Annotated in this window: 20 protein-coding genes; 11 read left to right on the forward strand and 9 right to left on the reverse strand. The window is 32.2% G+C overall.

Annotation, left to right across the window (positions count from 1 at the left end; genetic code table 11):
* The first annotated feature begins 45 nt into the window (after positions 1–45).
* Together BHU61_RS02055 and pepF are read left to right on the forward strand one after the other, a co-directional pair.
* On the forward strand, positions 46–1038 hold the full coding sequence (locus tag BHU61_RS02055; RefSeq protein WP_111714388.1) for a competence protein CoiA: 993 nt from the start codon (positions 46–48) through the stop codon (positions 1036–1038).
* A 36-nt stretch (positions 1039–1074) separates the two neighbouring features.
* Entirely contained in the window at positions 1075–2883 is a 1809-nt protein-coding gene (gene pepF / locus BHU61_RS02060) for an oligoendopeptidase F (RefSeq protein ID WP_111714389.1), read from the forward strand.
* 332 nt (positions 2884–3215) lie between these two features.
* On the opposite strand, the gene BHU61_RS02065 is transcribed toward pepF, so the two are convergent.
* From BHU61_RS02065 to BHU61_RS02075, 3 genes are read right to left on the reverse strand one after another with little or no spacing between them, the layout of a single operon-like run.
* On the reverse strand, positions 3216–3998 hold the full coding sequence (locus BHU61_RS02065; RefSeq protein WP_111714390.1) for a DsbA family protein: 783 nt from the start codon (positions 3996–3998) through the stop codon (positions 3216–3218).
* 19 nt (positions 3999–4017) lie between these two features.
* The gene (locus BHU61_RS02070) at positions 4018–4383 is read right to left on the reverse strand and encodes a globin domain-containing protein (protein ID WP_111714391.1); all 366 of its coding nucleotides are present in this window, start codon (positions 4381–4383) and stop codon (positions 4018–4020) included.
* Positions 4384–4430: 47 nt separating this feature from the next.
* Positions 4431–5018 (reverse strand): CYTH domain-containing protein, encoded by a 588-nt coding sequence (locus BHU61_RS02075; protein WP_170122429.1) that lies wholly within the window; start codon positions 5016–5018, stop codon positions 4431–4433.
* Between the two features lie 146 nt (positions 5019–5164).
* Here BHU61_RS02075 and BHU61_RS02080 point away from each other — a divergent pair, with 146 nt between their 5' ends.
* The 7 genes from BHU61_RS02080 (at position 5165) to fabI (ending at position 11997) form a co-directional block, all read left to right on the forward strand.
* On the forward strand, positions 5165–5509 hold the full coding sequence (locus BHU61_RS02080) for a UPF0738 family protein (protein ID WP_111714393.1): 345 nt from the start codon (positions 5165–5167) through the stop codon (positions 5507–5509).
* 14 nt (positions 5510–5523) lie between these two features.
* A complete protein-coding gene (gene yjbM / locus BHU61_RS02085; protein WP_111714394.1) occupies positions 5524–6153 on the forward strand; it encodes a GTP diphosphokinase in 630 nt (209 codons plus the stop codon).
* 12 nt (positions 6154–6165) lie between these two features.
* The gene (locus BHU61_RS02090) at positions 6166–6963 is read left to right on the forward strand and encodes an NAD kinase (protein WP_111714395.1); all 798 of its coding nucleotides are present in this window, start codon (positions 6166–6168) and stop codon (positions 6961–6963) included.
* Positions 6960–7820, forward strand: a complete 861-nt coding sequence (locus BHU61_RS02095) for an RluA family pseudouridine synthase (RefSeq protein WP_242444210.1) — start codon at positions 6960–6962, stop codon at positions 7818–7820. Before BHU61_RS02090 ends, BHU61_RS02095 begins: the two co-directional genes overlap by 4 nt.
* A gap of 25 nt (positions 7821–7845) precedes the next feature.
* Positions 7846–9222 (forward strand): magnesium transporter, encoded by a 1377-nt coding sequence (gene mgtE, locus BHU61_RS02100; RefSeq protein ID WP_111714396.1) that lies wholly within the window; start codon positions 7846–7848, stop codon positions 9220–9222.
* Positions 9223–9231: 9 nt separating this feature from the next.
* Positions 9232–11070 (forward strand): monovalent cation:proton antiporter family protein, encoded by a 1839-nt coding sequence (locus BHU61_RS02105; RefSeq protein WP_111714397.1) that lies wholly within the window; start codon positions 9232–9234, stop codon positions 11068–11070.
* A 153-nt stretch (positions 11071–11223) separates the two neighbouring features.
* On the forward strand, positions 11224–11997 hold the full coding sequence (gene fabI / locus BHU61_RS02110; RefSeq protein WP_111714398.1) for an enoyl-ACP reductase FabI: 774 nt from the start codon (positions 11224–11226) through the stop codon (positions 11995–11997).
* A gap of 28 nt (positions 11998–12025) precedes the next feature.
* Here the strand turns inward: fabI and BHU61_RS02115 are convergent, their stop codons facing one another.
* Both BHU61_RS02115 and BHU61_RS02120 read right to left on the reverse strand, forming a co-directional pair.
* Positions 12026–12535, reverse strand: coding sequence for a YjcG family protein (locus tag BHU61_RS02115; RefSeq protein WP_111714399.1), 510 nt, complete (start codon positions 12533–12535; stop codon positions 12026–12028).
* 44 nt (positions 12536–12579) lie between these two features.
* Positions 12580–13302: an alpha/beta hydrolase gene (locus BHU61_RS02120; RefSeq protein ID WP_170122430.1), complete on the reverse strand. Its 723-nt coding sequence runs from the start codon at positions 13300–13302 to the stop codon at positions 12580–12582.
* 92 nt (positions 13303–13394) lie between these two features.
* Here BHU61_RS02120 and BHU61_RS02125 point away from each other — a divergent pair, with 92 nt between their 5' ends.
* A complete protein-coding gene (locus BHU61_RS02125) occupies positions 13395–14492 on the forward strand; it encodes an AI-2E family transporter (protein ID WP_111714401.1) in 1098 nt (365 codons plus the stop codon).
* Between the two features lie 148 nt (positions 14493–14640).
* Complete coding sequence (galU, locus tag BHU61_RS02130) at positions 14641–15516, forward strand: UTP--glucose-1-phosphate uridylyltransferase GalU (RefSeq protein WP_111714402.1); 876 nt, start codon at positions 14641–14643, stop codon at positions 15514–15516.
* 37 nt (positions 15517–15553) lie between these two features.
* Here galU and ltaA read toward each other — a convergent pair whose 3' ends face one another.
* The 4 genes from ltaA to BHU61_RS02150 form a co-directional block, all read right to left on the reverse strand.
* Positions 15554–16753, reverse strand: a complete 1200-nt coding sequence (ltaA, locus tag BHU61_RS02135; RefSeq protein ID WP_111714403.1) for a lipoteichoic acid biosynthesis MFS flippase LtaA — start codon at positions 16751–16753, stop codon at positions 15554–15556.
* On the reverse strand, positions 16731–17900 hold the full coding sequence (locus tag BHU61_RS02140) for a diglucosyl diacylglycerol synthase (protein ID WP_111714404.1): 1170 nt from the start codon (positions 17898–17900) through the stop codon (positions 16731–16733). The genes ltaA and BHU61_RS02140 overlap by 23 nt, the downstream gene beginning before the upstream one ends.
* Before the next feature lie 142 nt (positions 17901–18042).
* Complete coding sequence (locus BHU61_RS02145) at positions 18043–19230, reverse strand: ABC transporter permease (RefSeq protein WP_170122431.1); 1188 nt, start codon at positions 19228–19230, stop codon at positions 18043–18045.
* Positions 19230–19943, reverse strand: coding sequence for an ABC transporter ATP-binding protein (locus BHU61_RS02150; RefSeq protein WP_111714406.1), 714 nt, complete (start codon positions 19941–19943; stop codon positions 19230–19232). Before BHU61_RS02150 ends, BHU61_RS02145 begins: the two co-directional genes overlap by 1 nt.
* Between the last annotated feature and the right edge of the window lie 49 nt (positions 19944–19992).

A 19992-nucleotide genomic window follows, 5' to 3' on the forward strand; every position in this document is an offset into this window, starting at 1 on the left:
TACCTTAAGCACTTTCTACTATATATAAGTAGGAGGTGCTTTTTTATGCTTGTTGCTTTAAATGATGCCGGAGAATTAATTGAGGCAAATCGTGCATTGCCAGGACGATACACTTGTCCAATTTGCAACAGACCTGTTGTATTAAAAAAAGGAAAAGTTAAGTTACCACATTTTGCACATCAAACTTTAAAAGATTGTTTTATGTACACATACAAAAAAGAAACAGTGGCCCATATAGAAGGTAAATATTGCCTATATGATTTGTTTCATCCTTCTACATGTTTTATGGAATATTATTTGTCATCAATTGAGCAGATACCTGATTGTTATCATACTTCTTCTATCGCATTTGAACTGCAGATGTCAGTAATACCAGTTTCTCACATTGTTACAAGAACGTCTGGCTACAATTCAATCGGTGTAGAAGTAATATGGATTGCTAAATTTGAAGATATTAAAATCAATGATACTCAAATGAAACTTACACACTTTCAAAAATCATTAATTCATTTAGCAAGTAATGTATTGTTTGCATATCATACGCAGTTAAAATCTTTTTTTGCCTTACAGATTATCCGTGTACTGAATCATAATGAGTTTGAAATTAAAATTATTAGGATTATAAATGGAGAAGCGATACTTTCTATTATTAATGATAATCAGCTAAAGTTGACACATCGTGTATTGAGCAAGATAGAAACGAAAAAGCATATTCAAAATTGCTTAGCCAAAAAGTCAGTGCTGCAGCCCACATTAAGTGGTCTTTATCAACTGAGAATAGATCATAGAAATATTCCAGAATACTTACGCATTGTAATACCTGAACAGATTTATATTGATAAACATCCAATAGAATGGCAGGTTGAATTGATGGTGATGATTCACAATCAACAATTTGATTTTGAAAAATGGATGAATTGCTTAAAATTATCCGAACAAAGTAACTTGTTGATATCGCAGCCAGAACTCGCTTTACACATCTTAAAAGTTTATCAGCATATATCAAATCAAATGCGTGCATTAATGACTGAAAAATGAGAAAATTAAATGTATTAATGAAATGGAGGATTTAAAATGACAGAATTAATGACAAGAAGCGAACAACAAGAGCAAAATACATGGGATTTAACGACAATATTTAAATCCGATGACGCGTGGGAAAATGCCTTTACTGAGCTTTCAGAGTATCTTGGCAAAGAAAAAGCATTTCAAGGTAAACTAAGTACCTCAAGTGAAACTTTATTAAATGCATTATTATTAGATGCTGAAATTGATGAACTATTAGGTAAAGTCTATGTATATGCACATCTTAAACATGATGAAGATACAACGAATGCAAAGTATACTGCTTTTGAGCAACGCGCTGCAACACTTGCAAGTCAATTCTCATCTGCCTGGAGTTTTATGTTACCGGAACTGATGACAATTGATGAATCACAGTTAAATACATTTATTGCAGAACATAAAGGGTTAGAACGTTTTAAATTTGATCTTGAAAAAATTAATAAACGACGTGAACACGTTCTTAGTGAAAAGGAAGAATTGATATTAGCTGAAGCTCAGGAAGCACTTTCTGCTTCAAGTAATACATTTAGTATGTTTAACAATGCCGATTTAACTTTTGATAACATAAAAGATAAAGAAGGTAATTCATTACCGTTATCTCATGGTAACTATATTACTTATTTAGAATCTGATGATCGTGTATTACGTGAAAATGCATATAAAGAGGTTTACGCTCAATACGGTGAGTTTAATAATACATTGTCACAAACACTCGCAGGAAAAGTTAAGGCAAGCGTATTTTCAAGTAAAGTAAGAAATTATGAAAGCGCTCGTCATCAAGCTTTATCAAACAATGATATACCGGAGTCTGTATATGATACGTTAGTTCAGACGGTTAATGATCATCTGCCATTATTACATCGCTACACAGCATTACGTAAAGAATTATTAGGTCTAGATGAGATGTATATGTATGATATGTATACGCCTTTAATAGAAGATGTTGAATTCAAAGTAACTTATGAAGAAGCGAAAGATTGGATGCTGGCATCACTTGAACCGATGGGTAGTGAATATATTGAAGTAATTAAAGAAGGATTAACGAATCGCTGGGTAGATGTTTACGAAAATAAAGGAAAACGAAGTGGTGCTTATTCATCTGGTACTTTTGGAACAAATCCATTTATTTTAATGAACTGGACGGATAATGTAAACAATACATTTACATTGACGCATGAATTTGGACATAGTGCACATAGCTATTTTTCTAGAAAGAATCAGCCGTCTAATATGTCAGGTTATTCAATATTCGTGGCTGAAGTGGCATCAACATGTAATGAGGCATTACTGGCAGATTATATGTATAAAAATTTAGAAGATGAAAAGAAAAAGTTATATTTACTTAATTATCAATTAGATGGATTCAGAGGGACTGTATTCAGACAGACGATGTTTGCTGAATTTGAACATATCATCCATACAATCGTTGAAAATAATGAACCATTAACTGCTGAACGATTAAATAAAGAGTATGCTGCATTGAATAAGAAATATTATGGAGATGCTGTTATAACGGATGATAATATTCAATATGAGTGGAGCCGTATACCACATTTTTATTACAACTATTATGTTTATCAATATGCAACAGGTTATAGTGCAGCATTTGCTTTAAGCAAGCAAATTCTTGAAGAAGGCGCACCTGCTGTGGATCGTTATATCAATCATTTCTTAAAAGCAGGTAGTTCTGATTATCCTATCGAAGTGCTAAAAAAAGCTGGTGTTGATATGACATCAAGCGCTGCTATTGAAAATGCTTGTAAAGTGTTTGAAGAAAGATTAGATGAATTTGAAAGATTAATAAAGTTATCAAAATAATAAATAAGTAGTGAATGCGTTTACAATATGTCAAATTTGTGAACAGTATCCATTTTATTTGAAACAGAATAAATAACGTGTTATATTAAGTACATGAAATTAATCACATACCAAACATACCCCTTTGTTTGAGTGAAAAATTTCTCCCATCCCCTTTGTTTAAATACCGTGTAATCAGACACGGTATTTTTTTTTATGAGTTTTTTTAATATTATATTTTAAGTGCACAAATAACTGTTATGAAAAACAATGAAACTGTACTAATAAATTCTTTGGAAAAACAGACACACAAAAACCGATATCATATACGATATCGGTTTTTGTGTGATATATTATAGTGATTTATAACGCCAGAATAAATCATGATCATAATAAACATCTTCAATAATATTCTGGAGCTTTAATTTTCGTAACTCATTCATCAAAATATGATGTGGCCACTCATAAACAGTTTCGAGTTCATGTTCACTTACCATTTCCTGATCACGAATATATTCTGAAAGCGTTGGTGGTAACTTTTTTTCTATCGGTGTTTCTACAAGTTCATTGATGATATATGTGTAAATATGATAAGCGTGAATACCTTCAACTTTTAATCCTTCATCTTCATAATTTTCGTTAAAGAAAACAAGTGTAGGTGTAACATTGACATCCATTTCATTCGCGATATGTTGGTCACACTTTAATGAGGAAGTAACATGATTACTACGTATGTCATTAGTGAAGACTTCTATATCTAATCCTGCTTTTTGCGCACAATGCATAATCAATTCTTTTGTGATTATATCTTGTTTTGGCATTATTTCATTCTGTATAAAGTTCAAAAATAGATTTGCTTTCTTTCTTCCTTGTAATTCAGCTGCTTTAAATGCTAAAGCGATATTATCATCGCAAGTTGTACTTTGTGCCTGGCATTTTGTGAGTACTTTCAAAGTAGGAAGTAGAATTTGTTTAATATCTACGAATTGATAGTATTCAATTTGCAATTTACGTAAAGTTGCTTTAAGTTTCCAAGAATCTTTACAAAAAGGATCAAAGAAAGAATAGATCTCTATTTTTTTATTAGGCGATAATTGTTCTCGCGTTTGATTTACCATTAATTGTAGTTGTCCCATTCTACATCACCTTCATCCTTTAATCGACATTTTTCATATGTTCAGCAGTAAGTGTTAAACGTTGCAATAAGTATGTTCTAACATCTTCATCCATCGGTACTTTATATGCAGCTTTCGTCATATTTTCGAGCCATGCGTCTTTTTCAAATTCTCCAATCACAAAAGGCATATGACGTGCACGCATCATGGGATGACCATGTTCGTCAGAATAGAGCGTTGGTCCTCCTAAAAATTGTGTTAAAAATTGCTTTTGCTTTCGAGCTGTTTCATTAAAATCACCAGGAAATAAATGATTAATACGTTCATCTTCTTTAACATAAGAATAAAAGATATCTATCATTTGATATAAATTATCCTGGCCGATGCGATCATAAATCGTATCCATCTGACATCTCCTTACTTTCATACTAATATAGCATGTATATTACAATTTTAAAGTATTTTGCTTGAAAGTTTACTGTAGTGGTTATAAAATCTTTGCACTTTGCTCATTGTTTCTTGTTTGTCAATGTTATAATATTCAAGTAACGCATCAAAGTGTACTTTTCCTTCTTCGTAGTCGTTTACTTCATATTCCAGCTCGTAATCGCTCGTATCAAGATAATAACTGGCATCAAGGACAAGTAGACCGGATTTATACTCTATTTCGCGACGTTCTGTCGATAGCGCACCAAATACACGAAGTGAATTATCAGCTATATTCATTTTTTTTAATTGCTGTTCAATATTTTCAGGGATGTAACGTTGTTCGATATATTCCTGATCTATGATACGCTCATCAATCACACCAGAATACTCCATGACACCAATTGTTTGTGGTATTTTTAATGTCATCATTTTAGATGCTCCATTATCACGAATTCTAAGTGCACATTTCTGCGATTTTAAATCGAATTGATTCGTATCGATATAAAAATTGGTTTGCGTAATCATCGGCGCATCGATAAATAACGCGTTTTTTAATTTTTCGTAAGTTGAATAGTCAAGTAGATTCTTGAATTCAATTTCAAGTTCTTCCATGGTGAACCCCCTTTTATATATTTTAATTATGTACAACATAATATATGAAGTAAAGTATATTACATTCTATTCATGACTAAATCAAGAATCATTAAAACATTTACAATAATTATGTTAAAATATTCATGTTAAGGAGATGACACAAAATGAATTTACATGTCAATGAAATTAAATTAGAAGAAAATAAAGTGATGATATTTACAGAAGAATCACCAATTGAAGCAACAGCCACAGGTACAATGGTGGTAGATAGTGATAATTTTCAATTTGTTTATTTATTAGATGGTGGCGAGAGCTTCGCTAATTTACGATTTGTTGAAGAGACATGGCATATGATGAAAGCTTATGAATCATATCCGTGGTTTTTATACGGTACAATTGAACTGATTAATTTTAAAGAAGAATTTGATGAACTCATTGAAAATATTCAAGGAAATTTTAATTATGGTAAACCTTTTGTTGAACGTGTTGAAGAGGTATTTGAGCTATAGAATGAGGTGTTGTTATGAACCAATGGGATTTATTTTTATCACCATACAAACAAGCAATCGACGAACTTAAAATTAAATTAAAGGGTATCCGTAAACAATTTCAATCAGAAGGTAAATCATCTCCGATAGAATTTGTAACCGGCAGAGTTAAACCGATACCAAGTATCATTGAGAAAGCAAATACACGAGGTATTCCGTTTGATCGTTTAAGTGAAGAAATGTACGATATTGCTGGTCTTAGACTGATGTGTCAATTCGTAGATGATATAGATGTTGTTGTACAGATGTTGCGAAATAGACATGATTTTGAAGTAGTTGAAGAACGAGATTATATTAAAGACACAAAAGAAAGTGGTTATCGCTCATACCATGTCATTATTAAATATCCAATTGAAACATTAACAGGTCAAAAATTTATACTGGCAGAAATACAAATAAGAACGTTAGCGATGAACTTCTGGGCAACTATTGAGCATACATTACGATATAAATATGCAGGAGACTATCCACCAGAAATTCAAAATCGTTTAGAGCGTGCAGCAGAAGCAGCATATCTATTAGATGAAGAAATGTCTGAAATTCGAGAAGAAATAAAAGAAGCTCAAAAGTTTTACTCAGAACAACGTAGTGAGATTAGAGACTAAGAGGGTGAGAGAATGCGCTTTAATATATTGTCTAAAGGTGATTCAAAAAGCAATGCTTTAAAACAGAAAATGACAGGATTTATGAAAGATTTTAATATGACTGAAGATGTTGAAACACCCGAAATCGTTATTTCTGTAGGTGGGGATGGTACATTATTACAAGCCTTTCATACATATAGTCACCGATTGAGTGAAACAAGTTTTGTTGGAATACATACAGGACATCTTGGTTTTTATGCAGACTGGCTACCGCACGAAGTTGAAAAATTAATTCTTGCTATAAATAATGATTCTTTTCAAGTCATAGAATACCCTTTAGTTGAAGTTATTGTTAGATATGAGGAAGGAAGACCTTCAAGATATTTAGCCCTTAATGAAGCAACAGTGAAAACACACAATGGAGCAACACTCGTAGCTGATTTGTTTATCCGTGGGGATCAATTTGAACGTTTTAGAGGAGATGGTTTATGCATTTCGACACCGAGTGGATCTACTGCATATAATAAAGCACTCGGCGGCGCATTGATCCATCCTTCATTAGAAGCGATGCAAATAACAGAAATAGCATCGATTAATAATCGGGTGTTTCGTACAGTAGGATCTCCTTTAGTATTACCAAAGCATCATACTTGTAAGGTTGTTCCAGCTAATCCTAGTACTTTACAACTTACTTTTGATCATCTGACAGCAGATCATAAAGGTGTGGCTTCGATACAATATCGTGTTGCAGATGAGAAAGTTCGTTTTGCAAGATTTAGGCCTTTTCCATTCTGGAAAAGAGTTCATGATTCTTTTATCGCAAACGATTGATTCAAATTAGATACACGATTAAAGAAGCCACAACTGTAAAAATATTTTTACAAAGTCAGCGTTATAGCAAGAAATCATTAAGCGCCATTAAACAAAATGGCGCTTTACTTGTAAATAATCATCCTGTAACTGTTAGAGCAAATATATCTCAGGATGATACATTAACTGTGCGACTTCCTGAGGAAATAAGAAGTCCATACTTAATAACAAATCACATTCCAATTGAAATATTATATGATGATTCTTTTATGATCATAGTAAATAAACCTAGTTTTATGAACACAATACCTTCTCAATTACATCCACATAATAGTTTATTAGAAGCAGTATATGGATATCTCGAACAAAAATTTGATAACAGTGTGCTTCATCCTGTTAGCAGGCTTGATAGAAATACGAGTGGTATTGTAGTATTTGCTAAACATCAGTTGATTCATCATTTGCTGACGAATGAAATAGAGAAACATTATTTATTAATATGTCTTGGTGAAATGAAGCCTAAAGGTAATATTTGCATACCGATTGAAAGAAGTGACACTTCAATCATCACCAGGCAGGTTAGTGTCTATGGTCAAAATGCTCGAACTGAATATCAATTACTTCAATATAATAAATTCATGAATATATCATTGGTAAAAGCACGTCTACACACAGGTAGAACACATCAAATACGTGTCCATTTTTACACATTAGGACATTCACTGATTGGTGACACATTGTATGGGAATGACAAAAAAATCGATAGACATGCACTTCATGCTAACGAAGTCCGATTTAAACATCCAATTTACGGTAATCAAATAAATATAAAGTCATCATTACCAAAAGATTTAAGTCATTTTTTTGATATGTTATAATAAATTGTATTTTGGAGGTGAGATTATGTCAGAAGAAGAAGTTGTTTTAGAAGAAGAAATGTATAACAAAGAAGCATTAGATGAACTATTGTTGAGTGGTGATATAGACCAGTTTAGAGAAGAATTCCTCGAACTTCATACATATGATCAAGGTGAGTATTTCACCGAGTCCAGTGATGAATATCGAGATAAAATTTATCATTATTTATCTCCAAAAGAAGTTGCAGAATTTATGGAAACAACTGAAATGGAAGATGATGAATATGATCACATCTTTGAAGAAATGGACGCACGTTATGCAAGCAGCATGTTTGAAGAGATGTCTTTCGATAATGCAGTTGATATTTTAAAGATGCTACCAAAGACGAAGATAGCGAGTTTGCTTCTGCTCATGGATAAAGAGACAGCAGGTGAAATCAAAGCACTGTTACATTACGAAGAGGATACAGCCGGTGGTTTGATGACAACTGAATTTATTTCAGTATCTTCACTAAGCACTGTGCGTGAAGCAATGATTCAATTGAAGGAACAAGCACCTCAAGCGGAAACGATTTACTATATCTTTGTGCTGAATGAAAAGAAACAACTTGTCGGCGTAATCTCTCTTAGAGATCTCATCGTTGCAGAAAATGATGAATATATCGAAGACATAATGAATGAGAGAGTTATTAGCGTGAATGTTGCTGATGATCAGGAAGATGTCGCTAATATTATGAAAGACTATGATTTCTTAGCGATTCCTGTTGTAGATTATCAAAATCATTTGCTTGGTATCATTACTATCGATGATATTTTAGACGTTATTGATGAAGAGGCAAGTGAAGACTACTCAAAACTTGCCGGGGTAAGTGATATTGATTCTACAGATGATTCTATGTTTGCGACAGCCCGTAAACGTCTGCCATGGCTTATGGCATTAACTGTTATGGGAATGATCACAGCATCAATATTAGGACAATTTGAAGATACATTAAGTAAGGTCGCTTTACTTGCAGCATTTATTCCGCTTATCGGTGGGATGGCAGGTAATTCCGGTACACAAAGCTTAGCCGTTGTAGTTCGTGGTATTTCAACAGGCGAGATTGATGAACAAAGTAAGTTTAAATTAGCATTGCGAGAAGCGGGATCGGGATTTATTACCGGGTTAAGCTGCTCAGTTATGTTATTTATTATCATTTGCGTATTATATAAAACACCAGTGCTCGGGTTGATTGTCTGTTTTAGTTTAACGATTGCAATGACGGTAGCTACATTAGCCGGGGCAATGGTTCCTTTAGTGATGCATCGATTAAAGATAGATCCTGCTGTTGCCAGTGGTCCATTTATATCTACTACCAATGATATTATCAGTATGTTAATCTATTTCGGATTAGCAACCACTTTTATGAGTTATTTAACTTAGGAGGAAAAGATGGGAAATCATGCAGAATTATTATCACTCGTAATTGTTGTCGTTTGTGCTTTCTTAACACCAATATTACTAAATCGATTACGTATTAATTTCTTACCGGTAGTTGTCGCAGAGATATTGATGGGTATTATCGTAGGAAAGTCTCTATTTAACTGGGTAGATCGTACAGCGATGTTAAATATGTTATCAACTTTAGGATTTATATTCTTAATGTTCTTAAGTGGTTTAGAAATTGATTTTAAAGCATTTAAATCATCACCGAAACAGAAAAAAGCAAAACAAAAAGAACCCAACCCAATTGTAATCTCATCAATGATATTTACCGGCATTTTGATACTGTCGATTATTGCAGCTTATTTATTTAAATGGACGGGTATTATAGACGATGTATTATTGATGGTCATTATTATTTCTACCATTTCTTTAGGTGTGGTAGTACCTACCTTAAAAGAAATGAATATTATGCAGACTACAATTGGACAAATCATATTGTTGGTAGCAGTAATCGCTGATTTAGCCACAATTTTATTATTAACCTTATATGGTACGCTTTATGCTGAAGGCGATTCACCGATTTGGTTAATTGGCATATTAATCGTATTTACCGGATTATTTTATATTACCGGTAAGAATTTCAAAAAAGCGCCATTCCTGGAAAAACTGATGGCAGGGACCACTCAAATTGGAATTCGTGCAGTATTTGCCTTAATTATTCTGCTCGTTGCACTTGCAGAAGGTGTAGGTGCTGAAAATATATTAGGCGCCTTTTTAGCAGGATGTGTTGTGAGTCTTCTAGGTCCAGATAAAGATATGGTTAATAAACTAGATTCTTTTGGATATGGCTTCTTTATTCCGATGTTCTTTATTATGGTAGGTGTTGATTTAGATATACCAGCTTTATTTAAAGATCCTTCAGGATTAATTATTATTCCATTCTTATTAATTGCATTCTATTTAACTAAAGTCATTCCGATAGCAATATTAAAAAAGTGGTATGATACTAAAACAGTTATTGCGTCTTCATTCTTACTGACATCAACGCTATCACTTGTTATCGCTTCGGCAAAAATCGCTGAACGATTAGGTACAATTGATGGTGCTACAAGTGGTACTTTAATATTAGCAGCAGTAATCACTTGTGTCATTGTTCCTATATTATTTAAGAAGACTTTCCCGGTTGCAATTACTGAAGAAAAAACGATTAAAGTGGCATTTATCGGTAAGAACCAGTTATCAATACCTGTCGCGCAAAGCTTTAAATCAGATTTATATTTACCGACGTTATTCTACTTAAAGAATAATGTCGATAAAAGAACGATTCAGGATCTGGAAACAATTGAACTTGATGAATATAGTTACGAGGCATTATCTGCATCTGGTCTGTTTGATTTTGACATTGTTGTTTGTTCGGCGAATGATGAATCAATTAATAGAAGTGTTGCAGAAATGGCGAAACAAGAAGGCGTACCACGTGTAATCTGCCGTTTAGAAACATTGCAGGAAGACGATAAGTTAACTGAAGCAGGTATTGAAGTATTCAGTGAATTCCAAAGTACAAAAACGTTATTAAAAGGTTTAATCGAATCACCAAACATGTTAAATCTTTTATCTAACGTTGAAACTTCATTATATGAAATTGAAATGTTAAATACAAAATATCATGAGATGCAATTACGTGAATTCCCATTTTCAGGTGATATTATCTTTGTGCGAATATTACGTGGAAATGATTCTATTGTGCCACATGGTGAAACGGAACTTCACTTTAAAGACCGATTAATTGTTACTGGTGAAAGAAACTATGTAGATGAAATAAAACGTGAATTAGAATTATTTTAAGTATCAACAATCTGGCCATGTCCCATAGAGACATGGCCAGATTGTTTTTTGTTTAAAGGAAAGATATGATTCGCTTTTTTTGAGTAATGATTTATGTTATAGTTAAATAAATTAGTACTAGATACTAGAAGTTGCATATAAAGGAGAACGATGATGTTAAATTTTAAGGATAAAGTTTACGTGATAATGGGGATAGCGAATAAAAGAAGTATTGCATATGGGGTCGCACAAGTTTTAGATGAAGTTGGCTGTAAACTTGTATTTACGTATCGTAAAGAAAGAAGTAAGAATGAATTAGAGAAGTTGCTACCTAACTTTAAGAATAATCAGAACGCAGAAATGATACAATGTGATGTACAGAGTGATGATGATGTTGTTAATGCATTTAAACAAATTGGAGATAAATTCGGACGAATTGATGGTGTATTTCATTCTATCGCGTTTGCAAATATGGAAGATTTGCGTGGTCGCTTTATCGATACGAGTCGTGAAGGATTTTTGCTGGCTCAGGACATCAGTTCATATTCATTAACAATTGTCGCTAGAGAAGCTTCAAAGTTAATGCGTGAAGGTGGAACTATCGTTACAACAACATATATCGGCGGAGAATTTGCTGTTCCTAACTATAACGTAATGGGTGTAGCGAAAGCATCGTTAGAAGCTAACGTTAAATATTTAGCATCTGATTTAGGACAAGATGGTATTCGAGTTAATGCAATTTCTGCGGGACCAATCAGAACATTGAGTGCCAAAGGTGTCGGTAGCTTTAATACGATACTAAAAGAAATTGAAGCGCATGCACCATTAAGAAGAAATGTTGATACTATTGAAGTAGGTAAAACTGCATTATATTTATTAACTGACTTATCAAGTGGGGTTACTGGTGAAAATATTCATGTAGATGGTGGATATCATATCGTTGGATAAAAATAAAAAAAGCCGAAATGGCTTTTTTTTATTCCCCTAATTTAAATGTTTCTTTTACATTCCATGTATCATTATCTAATTGATAACATAAACTAATCTTATCGATAACTTCAGAGTGTGTAACATCTTTCATTGATAATTGACCTTTTAAGTCTTCGAATTCCTGCGAAGAAAAACCCTGTCCAACTGTAAAGTGTGGCACGAATGGATATGTGTTCGTACCATAGAATGAACCATCATTCAATAATTCGAATAACTTAACGAGATTTTCATTTGGATTAACTTTTAAATAGATGATATTTTGAGTAGGTGCAAAATCTGATACTTTTTCTACGTTAATTTCTACTGGTTGTATAGTTTTTGCTACCTCTTTTAATTTATCAGTAACAGCGTCAATGTCATGATCATCTACCTCAAATGCTTCTTTAATCGTAATATGTGGTGTGATTAACGCATAATGAGAATCATAGCGCTTACGATACTGATTGATTTCATCCTGATATGCTTTTGATGGGTATAATACAATGCCTAGTTTCATAATGAATCCCCCTTTTTTTCTGATAATTCAATTATATCAGAATTTCAAATTAAGTAATAATTTAAACATTTTTCTATTTCTTTTTGCCATGTTTTCCATGTGTGTCCACCGTCCAATTCATCATAATAATGTGAAATATTATTATCTATTAGCACTTGATGTAATTGTCTAATTGGTGTTAAAAAATCGGCATAATCTCCAGTCAATAGTTTAAAATAATCTTCCTCTTTACCTACAATTAAATAGAGATTCAATTCGCTTTTTCTTTCTTGGGAAAGATTATTTATTTGATTTAATATTTTATCTGTTATCATTGGAGAGAATAGACAACATTTTGAAGTTAGTTCAGAATATTCTATAGCAAGTGTTAAAGAGATACTAGCTGCTAAACTATCTCCGATAACAATCGTATTATTTTTATCATGCACGAAATTAAAAGTGTCTTGTATGTAATCCAGCAATTCTTGAGACACAAATTTCTGGAATTTTTCACGGTGTATACCTTCTGGATGATATTCATCTTTTCTCTCATCAACATTATTATAATGTACGAAAAGAAATACTGAAGGGTTATCAAAATCATCTTTTAAAGTTTCATATTTACGATGAATTCTTCCTATCTGACTTAAATCCTGTCCATCAAAACAAATAAACAATGTGTGTTGTACGAATGGAGAGTAATCTTCTGGAAAGTATATGCCAAGTTTTACTGTTCTATTTAAATGTTCACTATTCATAGTAAATGGTGTTATAAGACCGTTTTTCATCATCATCAACTCTTTTCATATAATTATTATTTTAAATTAATAATATCATTATTTTTGGGTATAATAGACTATATCATTTCTAGGAGGACATTATGACAAAAAAAGTGTGGTTTAGATTTGGGGTTGCATTATTATTATCATTTCTAATCATCAAGTATTTTTTAGAAATTAATCATATTTTTTACCCTATAATAGTAATTGTTAAGTCGATTATCTTACCTTTATTACTAGGCGGTTTTCTTTACTATGTAACTGTTCCATTTCAGGATAAACTGGAGAAGAGATATAATCTCAAGCGATGGCAGAGTTTAACAACAATTATGTTAACACTCGTTATATTAACGGGTCTATTTTTATCATTTGTTGGACCAATTATTATGAAACAGGGTAATAATTTTGTAGATAATTTTCCAACAATCCAAAAAGAATTTCAATCTTATGTTAATATCGCATTAGATCAACGTGAAAAACTACCAGAAAACGTTAAGGATGGTATCAATAATGGGATTGAAAAATTAAATAGTTTTTCAGGAAAAATTGTTTCAAACGCATTTTCATTTATCACTCAGTTTATTTCGACTTTATTTTTAATTATTTTAGTACCTTTCTTCTTAATTTATATGCTTAAAGATCATGATCGTTTTATTCCTTTTGTTGCTGCACCATTTTCAGGACGAAGAAAATTATTTGTCGTTAATTTATTTAAAGATATCGATAAAACGTTAAGATCATACATACAAGGTCAAGTTACTGTTAGTGTTATCCTTGGTATTTTATTGTTGATAGGTTATCTAATCATTGGATTAGACTATGCATTGATTTTAGCGATGTGGGGTATGGTGACGAATTTAATTCCATTCTTAGGACCATACCTTGCAATAATTCCAGCAATAATCATTGCTTTAATACAAGATCCGGTAATGGTCGTGTATGTCATCATCATTATGTTTGTTGCACAACAATTAGAAGGAAATGTTATTACACCGAATATTATGGGTAAATCTTTAAATATTCATCCGCTCACAATTATTACCGTTATTTTAGCAGCTGGTAATTTGGGAGGATTTATGGCAATACTTGTTGCTGTTCCAACATATGCAGTCATAAAAACAATTGTACGCAACATCTATATGCATCGTCAGGACATAACTCATGAGGCAGTTAAATCTATAAACGAACATCAGAAATAATATTACTTAATAGAAGGATAACCATTTATTTGGTTGTCCTTTTATTATTTATAAATTCTTAATATTAATCCTTGATTAAAGTATGTTAAACTATAATAGATTGAATATAAAATAGAAAATTTAATTTGAGTAAAGGATGGTTTCTCATATGTCAAAAGTTAGAAAAGCTGTCATTCCAGCTGCTGGTATCGGCTCGAGATTTTTACCTGCTACTAAAGCAATGCCAAAGGAGATATTACCGATTTTAGACAAACCGACAATTCAATATATAGTTGAAGAAGCAGTTGCAGCAGGTATTGAAGATATTATTATCGTAACTGGTAAGCATAAACGTGCGATTGAAGATCATTTTGATGCCCAAATGGAACTGGAATTTAACTTAGAAGAAAAAGGAAAGTATGATTTACTAGAGAAAGTACAGCATTCAACGAATCTAGCGAATATCTTTTATGTGAGACAAAAATCACCACAAGGATTAGGTCATGCAATTTGGACAGCGAAACAATTTATAGGTGAAGAACCTTTTGCTGTCTTACTCGGTGATGACATCGTTGATGGTGAAGTACCGGCAATTAAACAACTGATGGATGTTTATGATGATAAACAAAAATCAGTAATCGGTGCTAAAACTGTTTCATATGAAGATACAGAACGATACGGTATGATTGAATCCAAATCACAGGATGGCCGTTTATATGAGATCGATACTTTAATTGAAAAGCCGAAATTAGGAACGACAGATTCTAGATTAGCAATTATGGGTCGCTATGTTTTAACACCAGATATATTTAATTATCTTGAAGAACAGAATATTGGAGCAGGTGGAGAAATTCAACTTACAGATGCAATTGCTCGTGTTAATGAAGATGATGAAGTATATGCGTATGATTTCGAAGGTGAACGTTATGATGTTGGAGATAAAATTGGATTTGTTAAGACAACAATGGAATACGCGATGCGTTCAGAAATGAAAGATCAACTTATTCCGTTTTTAGAAGATCTCGTTAAGAAATACAAAAATTAATTACCAAGCTAATAAAAATTAAAACAGAGCTGATTCATTAATGATCAGCTCTGTTTTTCTGATGATGCATTCTTAAAAAATAAATCCCGTAAAATAAGGCAAGACTTAAAAATAAACTAGCTGAAGTAAATAAAGTAAAATTAGTATTATGAAATACTTCAGTAATTATGCCTGCTATAACAGGTCCAAGCATGGTGCCAATGCCTTGCAGGGAATTAAATACACCCCATGATTCCTCTTTCAATTTAGCTTCAACCTGACTCGCCATAAATGCATTCCATCCTGGTAATAATAAGCCGTAAAAGATACCGATAAGCACAGCTGCAATAAGTACCAGATAATAGTTATTGATTTGCGTCATAGTAAATATAGCAACACCAAAGATGACAAATCCAGTTAATATAACGATATGAGAATAAATTTTAGAAACTTCATCCATAAATTTTGAAATAAATAGCATTGATATCGTGCAACCAATACCTCCTGCAATTAATAGATAGGTATATTCAAGTGTTGTTACATGAAGGTGTTTAATTGCGTATATTGGTAATATAGGTACAAGCATACCTATGGCAAGTCCCTGTAAAACAATACCAGGAAATAATACTAAGTGTCGCATCATAACATGTTTAATGTGGGCAAATTGTGTCTTTATAGACTTCTTCTCAAAAAATGAGACTTCTACATGCACAAAAAAGTAAAGCAACCATGCAATCAAAACAAATACTGGCATGAGAAAAGTAAATTTTGTCGGATGGATTTTAAATATTAAGTTCATAACAATCATTCCAGCCATCATGCCGACTAACCATGCAAAATAAACATATCCCATCTGTTTTGACCGTTTTGTATCATCAATTGAACTTAACATAATGACCCAAATTGGACTTACAGCAATACCTGTCAGTATTGCCGCAATAATTAGTGCAATCGGGTTATTGAAGCATACCACTATAGATAAACCAAAAAATGCTAATAAAAATCCTAAATTTAAAACTTTCTTCGTACCAAATCTTTTTAACATAAATCCAATTCCAAAGTTTGTGAGCGAATCACTGATAAAGTGAAGTGTGATGGCAAAAGAAACGATACCAACAGTAATTTTTGAATTAGTTGTCGGCAATACTGGGAGATAGCTCAAAACATACATTCCACGTGCAAATTCCATTAAAAACAAAATCGAAATCATTAACCAAAAGTTTTTGCCTGTAAATCTACTTCGCGAAGAGTCTCGCATATAATCTCGCTTTCGATTGAATATCATTGTGGATTAGTGATTCGTTTAATATTTCGATAATAGAACTACAAATGTTTTGTGCAGAATTTGGAATGTAATCTTTTTTCATATTTTGAATTAAGCGTTCTAGCTCACGTTCATGATTTAATAAATCTAATGTGACATGAATTGTCTCAGCATATGAATGGGTAATACGAGCATAGCCTTTATTGCTAAAATAAACTGCATTTTCCCCTTCTTGTCCAGGTGCGGGATCAAAGAATACAAGGGGGATATGTTTACATAAACTTTCAGTAATGGTAATACCACCAGGCTTCGTTAACATGAGGTCACATGCTGACATCCATTCAGCCATCTCCTGCGTATAACCCATAACCAGTACATTTTTACCTTTAAAATGTTGTTGTAAATTGTTTACGAGTGTTTGATTCTTTCCACACACAACAACAAACTGGTGATTACTTTTATCAACTAATGCAGTAAGCATTTCTTTGAAACCATCCATTACCCCGAATGCACCTGCTACCATTAATAATGTCTTCTTTTCTGGATCTAGACCATGTTCAGTTAACCATGTATCTCTATCTACGGAAAAATTAAATTTTTCATGGATAGGTATGCCAGTTACGGTAATATTTGTAATAGGAACACCTACTGCAACTAACTCTTGCTTCAAATCTTCTGTCGCAACAAAATATTGTTCCGAGTCAGGTGTTATCCAGTTTTTATGTAGACGGTAGTCCGTAATAACTGTGCAAACTGGTGTATGAATATTGAAATCACGTTTTAAAATGGATACAACAGGTGTAGGGAACGTTAAGAGAATTAAATCCGGCTTTTCTTTAATGATAAGATTGACAAGTTTATTCAATCCATAATATTTATAAAAGCAAGATTCAGTTCTCTCTGGTCTTGCATAGTAGAAATATTCATATGATCTTCTGAAATATTTATAACTATTAAGATAATATTTTTTAGCGATGCTATTGATGATAGGATGAGCTTCCTGAAACAAATCATGTTCAATTACAGTAACGTTCGGTAAGTGCATTTTATTAAATTGATTAACAAGTGCATTTGTCACTGAAATATGACCATTGCCGAAAGAACCTGTCAAAATCAGTATTTTTTTATTTTTAATCAGCATAATGACACTCCGATTCATTTGATTTATTGTAATGCTATCTTATTATCACATTGATGTGGTAATTTTTCTTGAAAATTACATAAAAATTACAATAATTTTGTTTATTCTTTACAAAACAATACTATTAAGTTAAATCAGTACGTTATATGTTGCGATAACGTTTTAATAATGCGATGTTAAGTATCATTAAAAAGATGAACATAAAAATTAAAACAATTATATTAGGGATAATTTCAATACTTTGTCCTTTTAACATGATACGTGATAAATTATCTGCACCAAACTTAAGTGGCATTATATAACTTATGATTTGTAAAGGTTTGTGCATATTCTCTATAGGTATAATACCACTAAACAGCAGTTGAGGTACAATGATGAGTGGAATAAATTGTATCATTTGGAATTCTGATTTTGCAAAAGTTGAGATAAATAAACCTAAGCTAAGCGCAACAAATGCAAGTATAATGTTACTGATGATGAGTAGCCAAATTGAACCTGCTACTTCCATTTTTAATACATATACTGCATATAGCACTAGCATAACAGTTTGAATTGTGCCAAACAAAGAGAAACCTAGCATATATCCTATTACAATCTCATATCTTTTGATTGGTGTTGAAAGTAACTTATTTAATGTACCAGTCGTGCGCTCTTTTAACAATGTAATTCCTGAAATTAAGAATGTAAAGAAAAAGATAAAGAAAGCAATCAATACTGGATTGATCATATCAAAGTAATTACTATTTTTATCGCCATAAATGTAGTGCGTCTTGAAAAGTACATCTTCATTAACAACTATCTGATTGTCTTTGTTATTAGTTTGTGGCAAATCTATGCCAATACGATCTAATAAAGGACCTAATTTTTTTAATTGATCTTTTAATTTATCCATCTGCTGATTAATATCTTCAAATTTCTGTTGCATATTATCAATAACAATTTGGGACTTTGAAAATTTTGTTTTAATTTTATATCCTTGTATTGCTGATTTTAACTTTATATTTTTGTTTGGATCTAGATTCGTATAATAAATTTCAATATCTTTTTTATTAGAAATAATAATGCCATCAAGTTTTTTATCTTCAATCGTATTTTTTAAATTTTTTGTCGAACTGATTTTGACGCGTTCTATATCATTCTCTATTAACTGTCGGTTAAGTTCTTCAGGAATATGATATATTCCAACACGTGCTTCTCCTTCATCAACTGTTTGAAATATATAATGAAGTAAAGTAAGTAACATAATAGGTGCTATAAATAAAAGCAGTAACGTCCGTTTGTCACGAATGATTTGGGTGATAATGCGTTGTGCGATTGTTAATATTTTCACTACAATTCACCTACTTTAATAAATATATCCTCGATTGTATCGACCTGATAATGTGATTTAAGACGAAGAGGTGTACCAAAACCAATCATTTCACTGTTATACAGCAATAGTAATTTATCACATGCCTCAGCTTCTTCCATTACATGCGTAGTAATGATGATTGTTGTACCGTTTCTATTTAAATCAATCAATGATTGCCATATTTTACGTTTTAATATCGGATCGACGCCAACAGTTGGTTCATCTAAAATTAAAAGTTGTGGCTGATGTAATAAACTGATTGCAAGTGATAATCTGCGCTTCATACCTCCAGAGTACTGAGCTACCCGCTTATTGAGATGTGAAGTCAATTCAGTAATTTTTGCTACATTATCAATTGCTGCTTGTAATTCTTTTTTATGCAATCGATAGAGTTTACCGAAGAATCTGAGGTTTTCTAGACCAGTTAAATCTTCATATAATGCGTCAGACTGAGCCATATAACCAATATTTCGTAATGAATTAAGATGCGGCATAAAATGATCATCTATCGTAACATTACCGCTATCACTTTTTAATATACCAAGCATACATTGTATAAGTGTCGTTTTTCCTGAACCAGAAGCGCCTACTATAGCTATACGTTCACCACTATTTACAGAAAAACTGATATCATTAAGTATTTTTTGATGATTAAAGGATTTTGAAAGTTGACTCACAATTACTTTTGACATAATAACCTCCCTTAATTTTATTTTTATTATACGCTTATTTATTTTGAAT

It is taken from the genome of Macrococcus epidermidis, assembly GCF_003259695.1.
GTDB lineage: Bacteria > Bacillota > Bacilli > Staphylococcales > Staphylococcaceae > Macrococcoides > Macrococcoides epidermidis.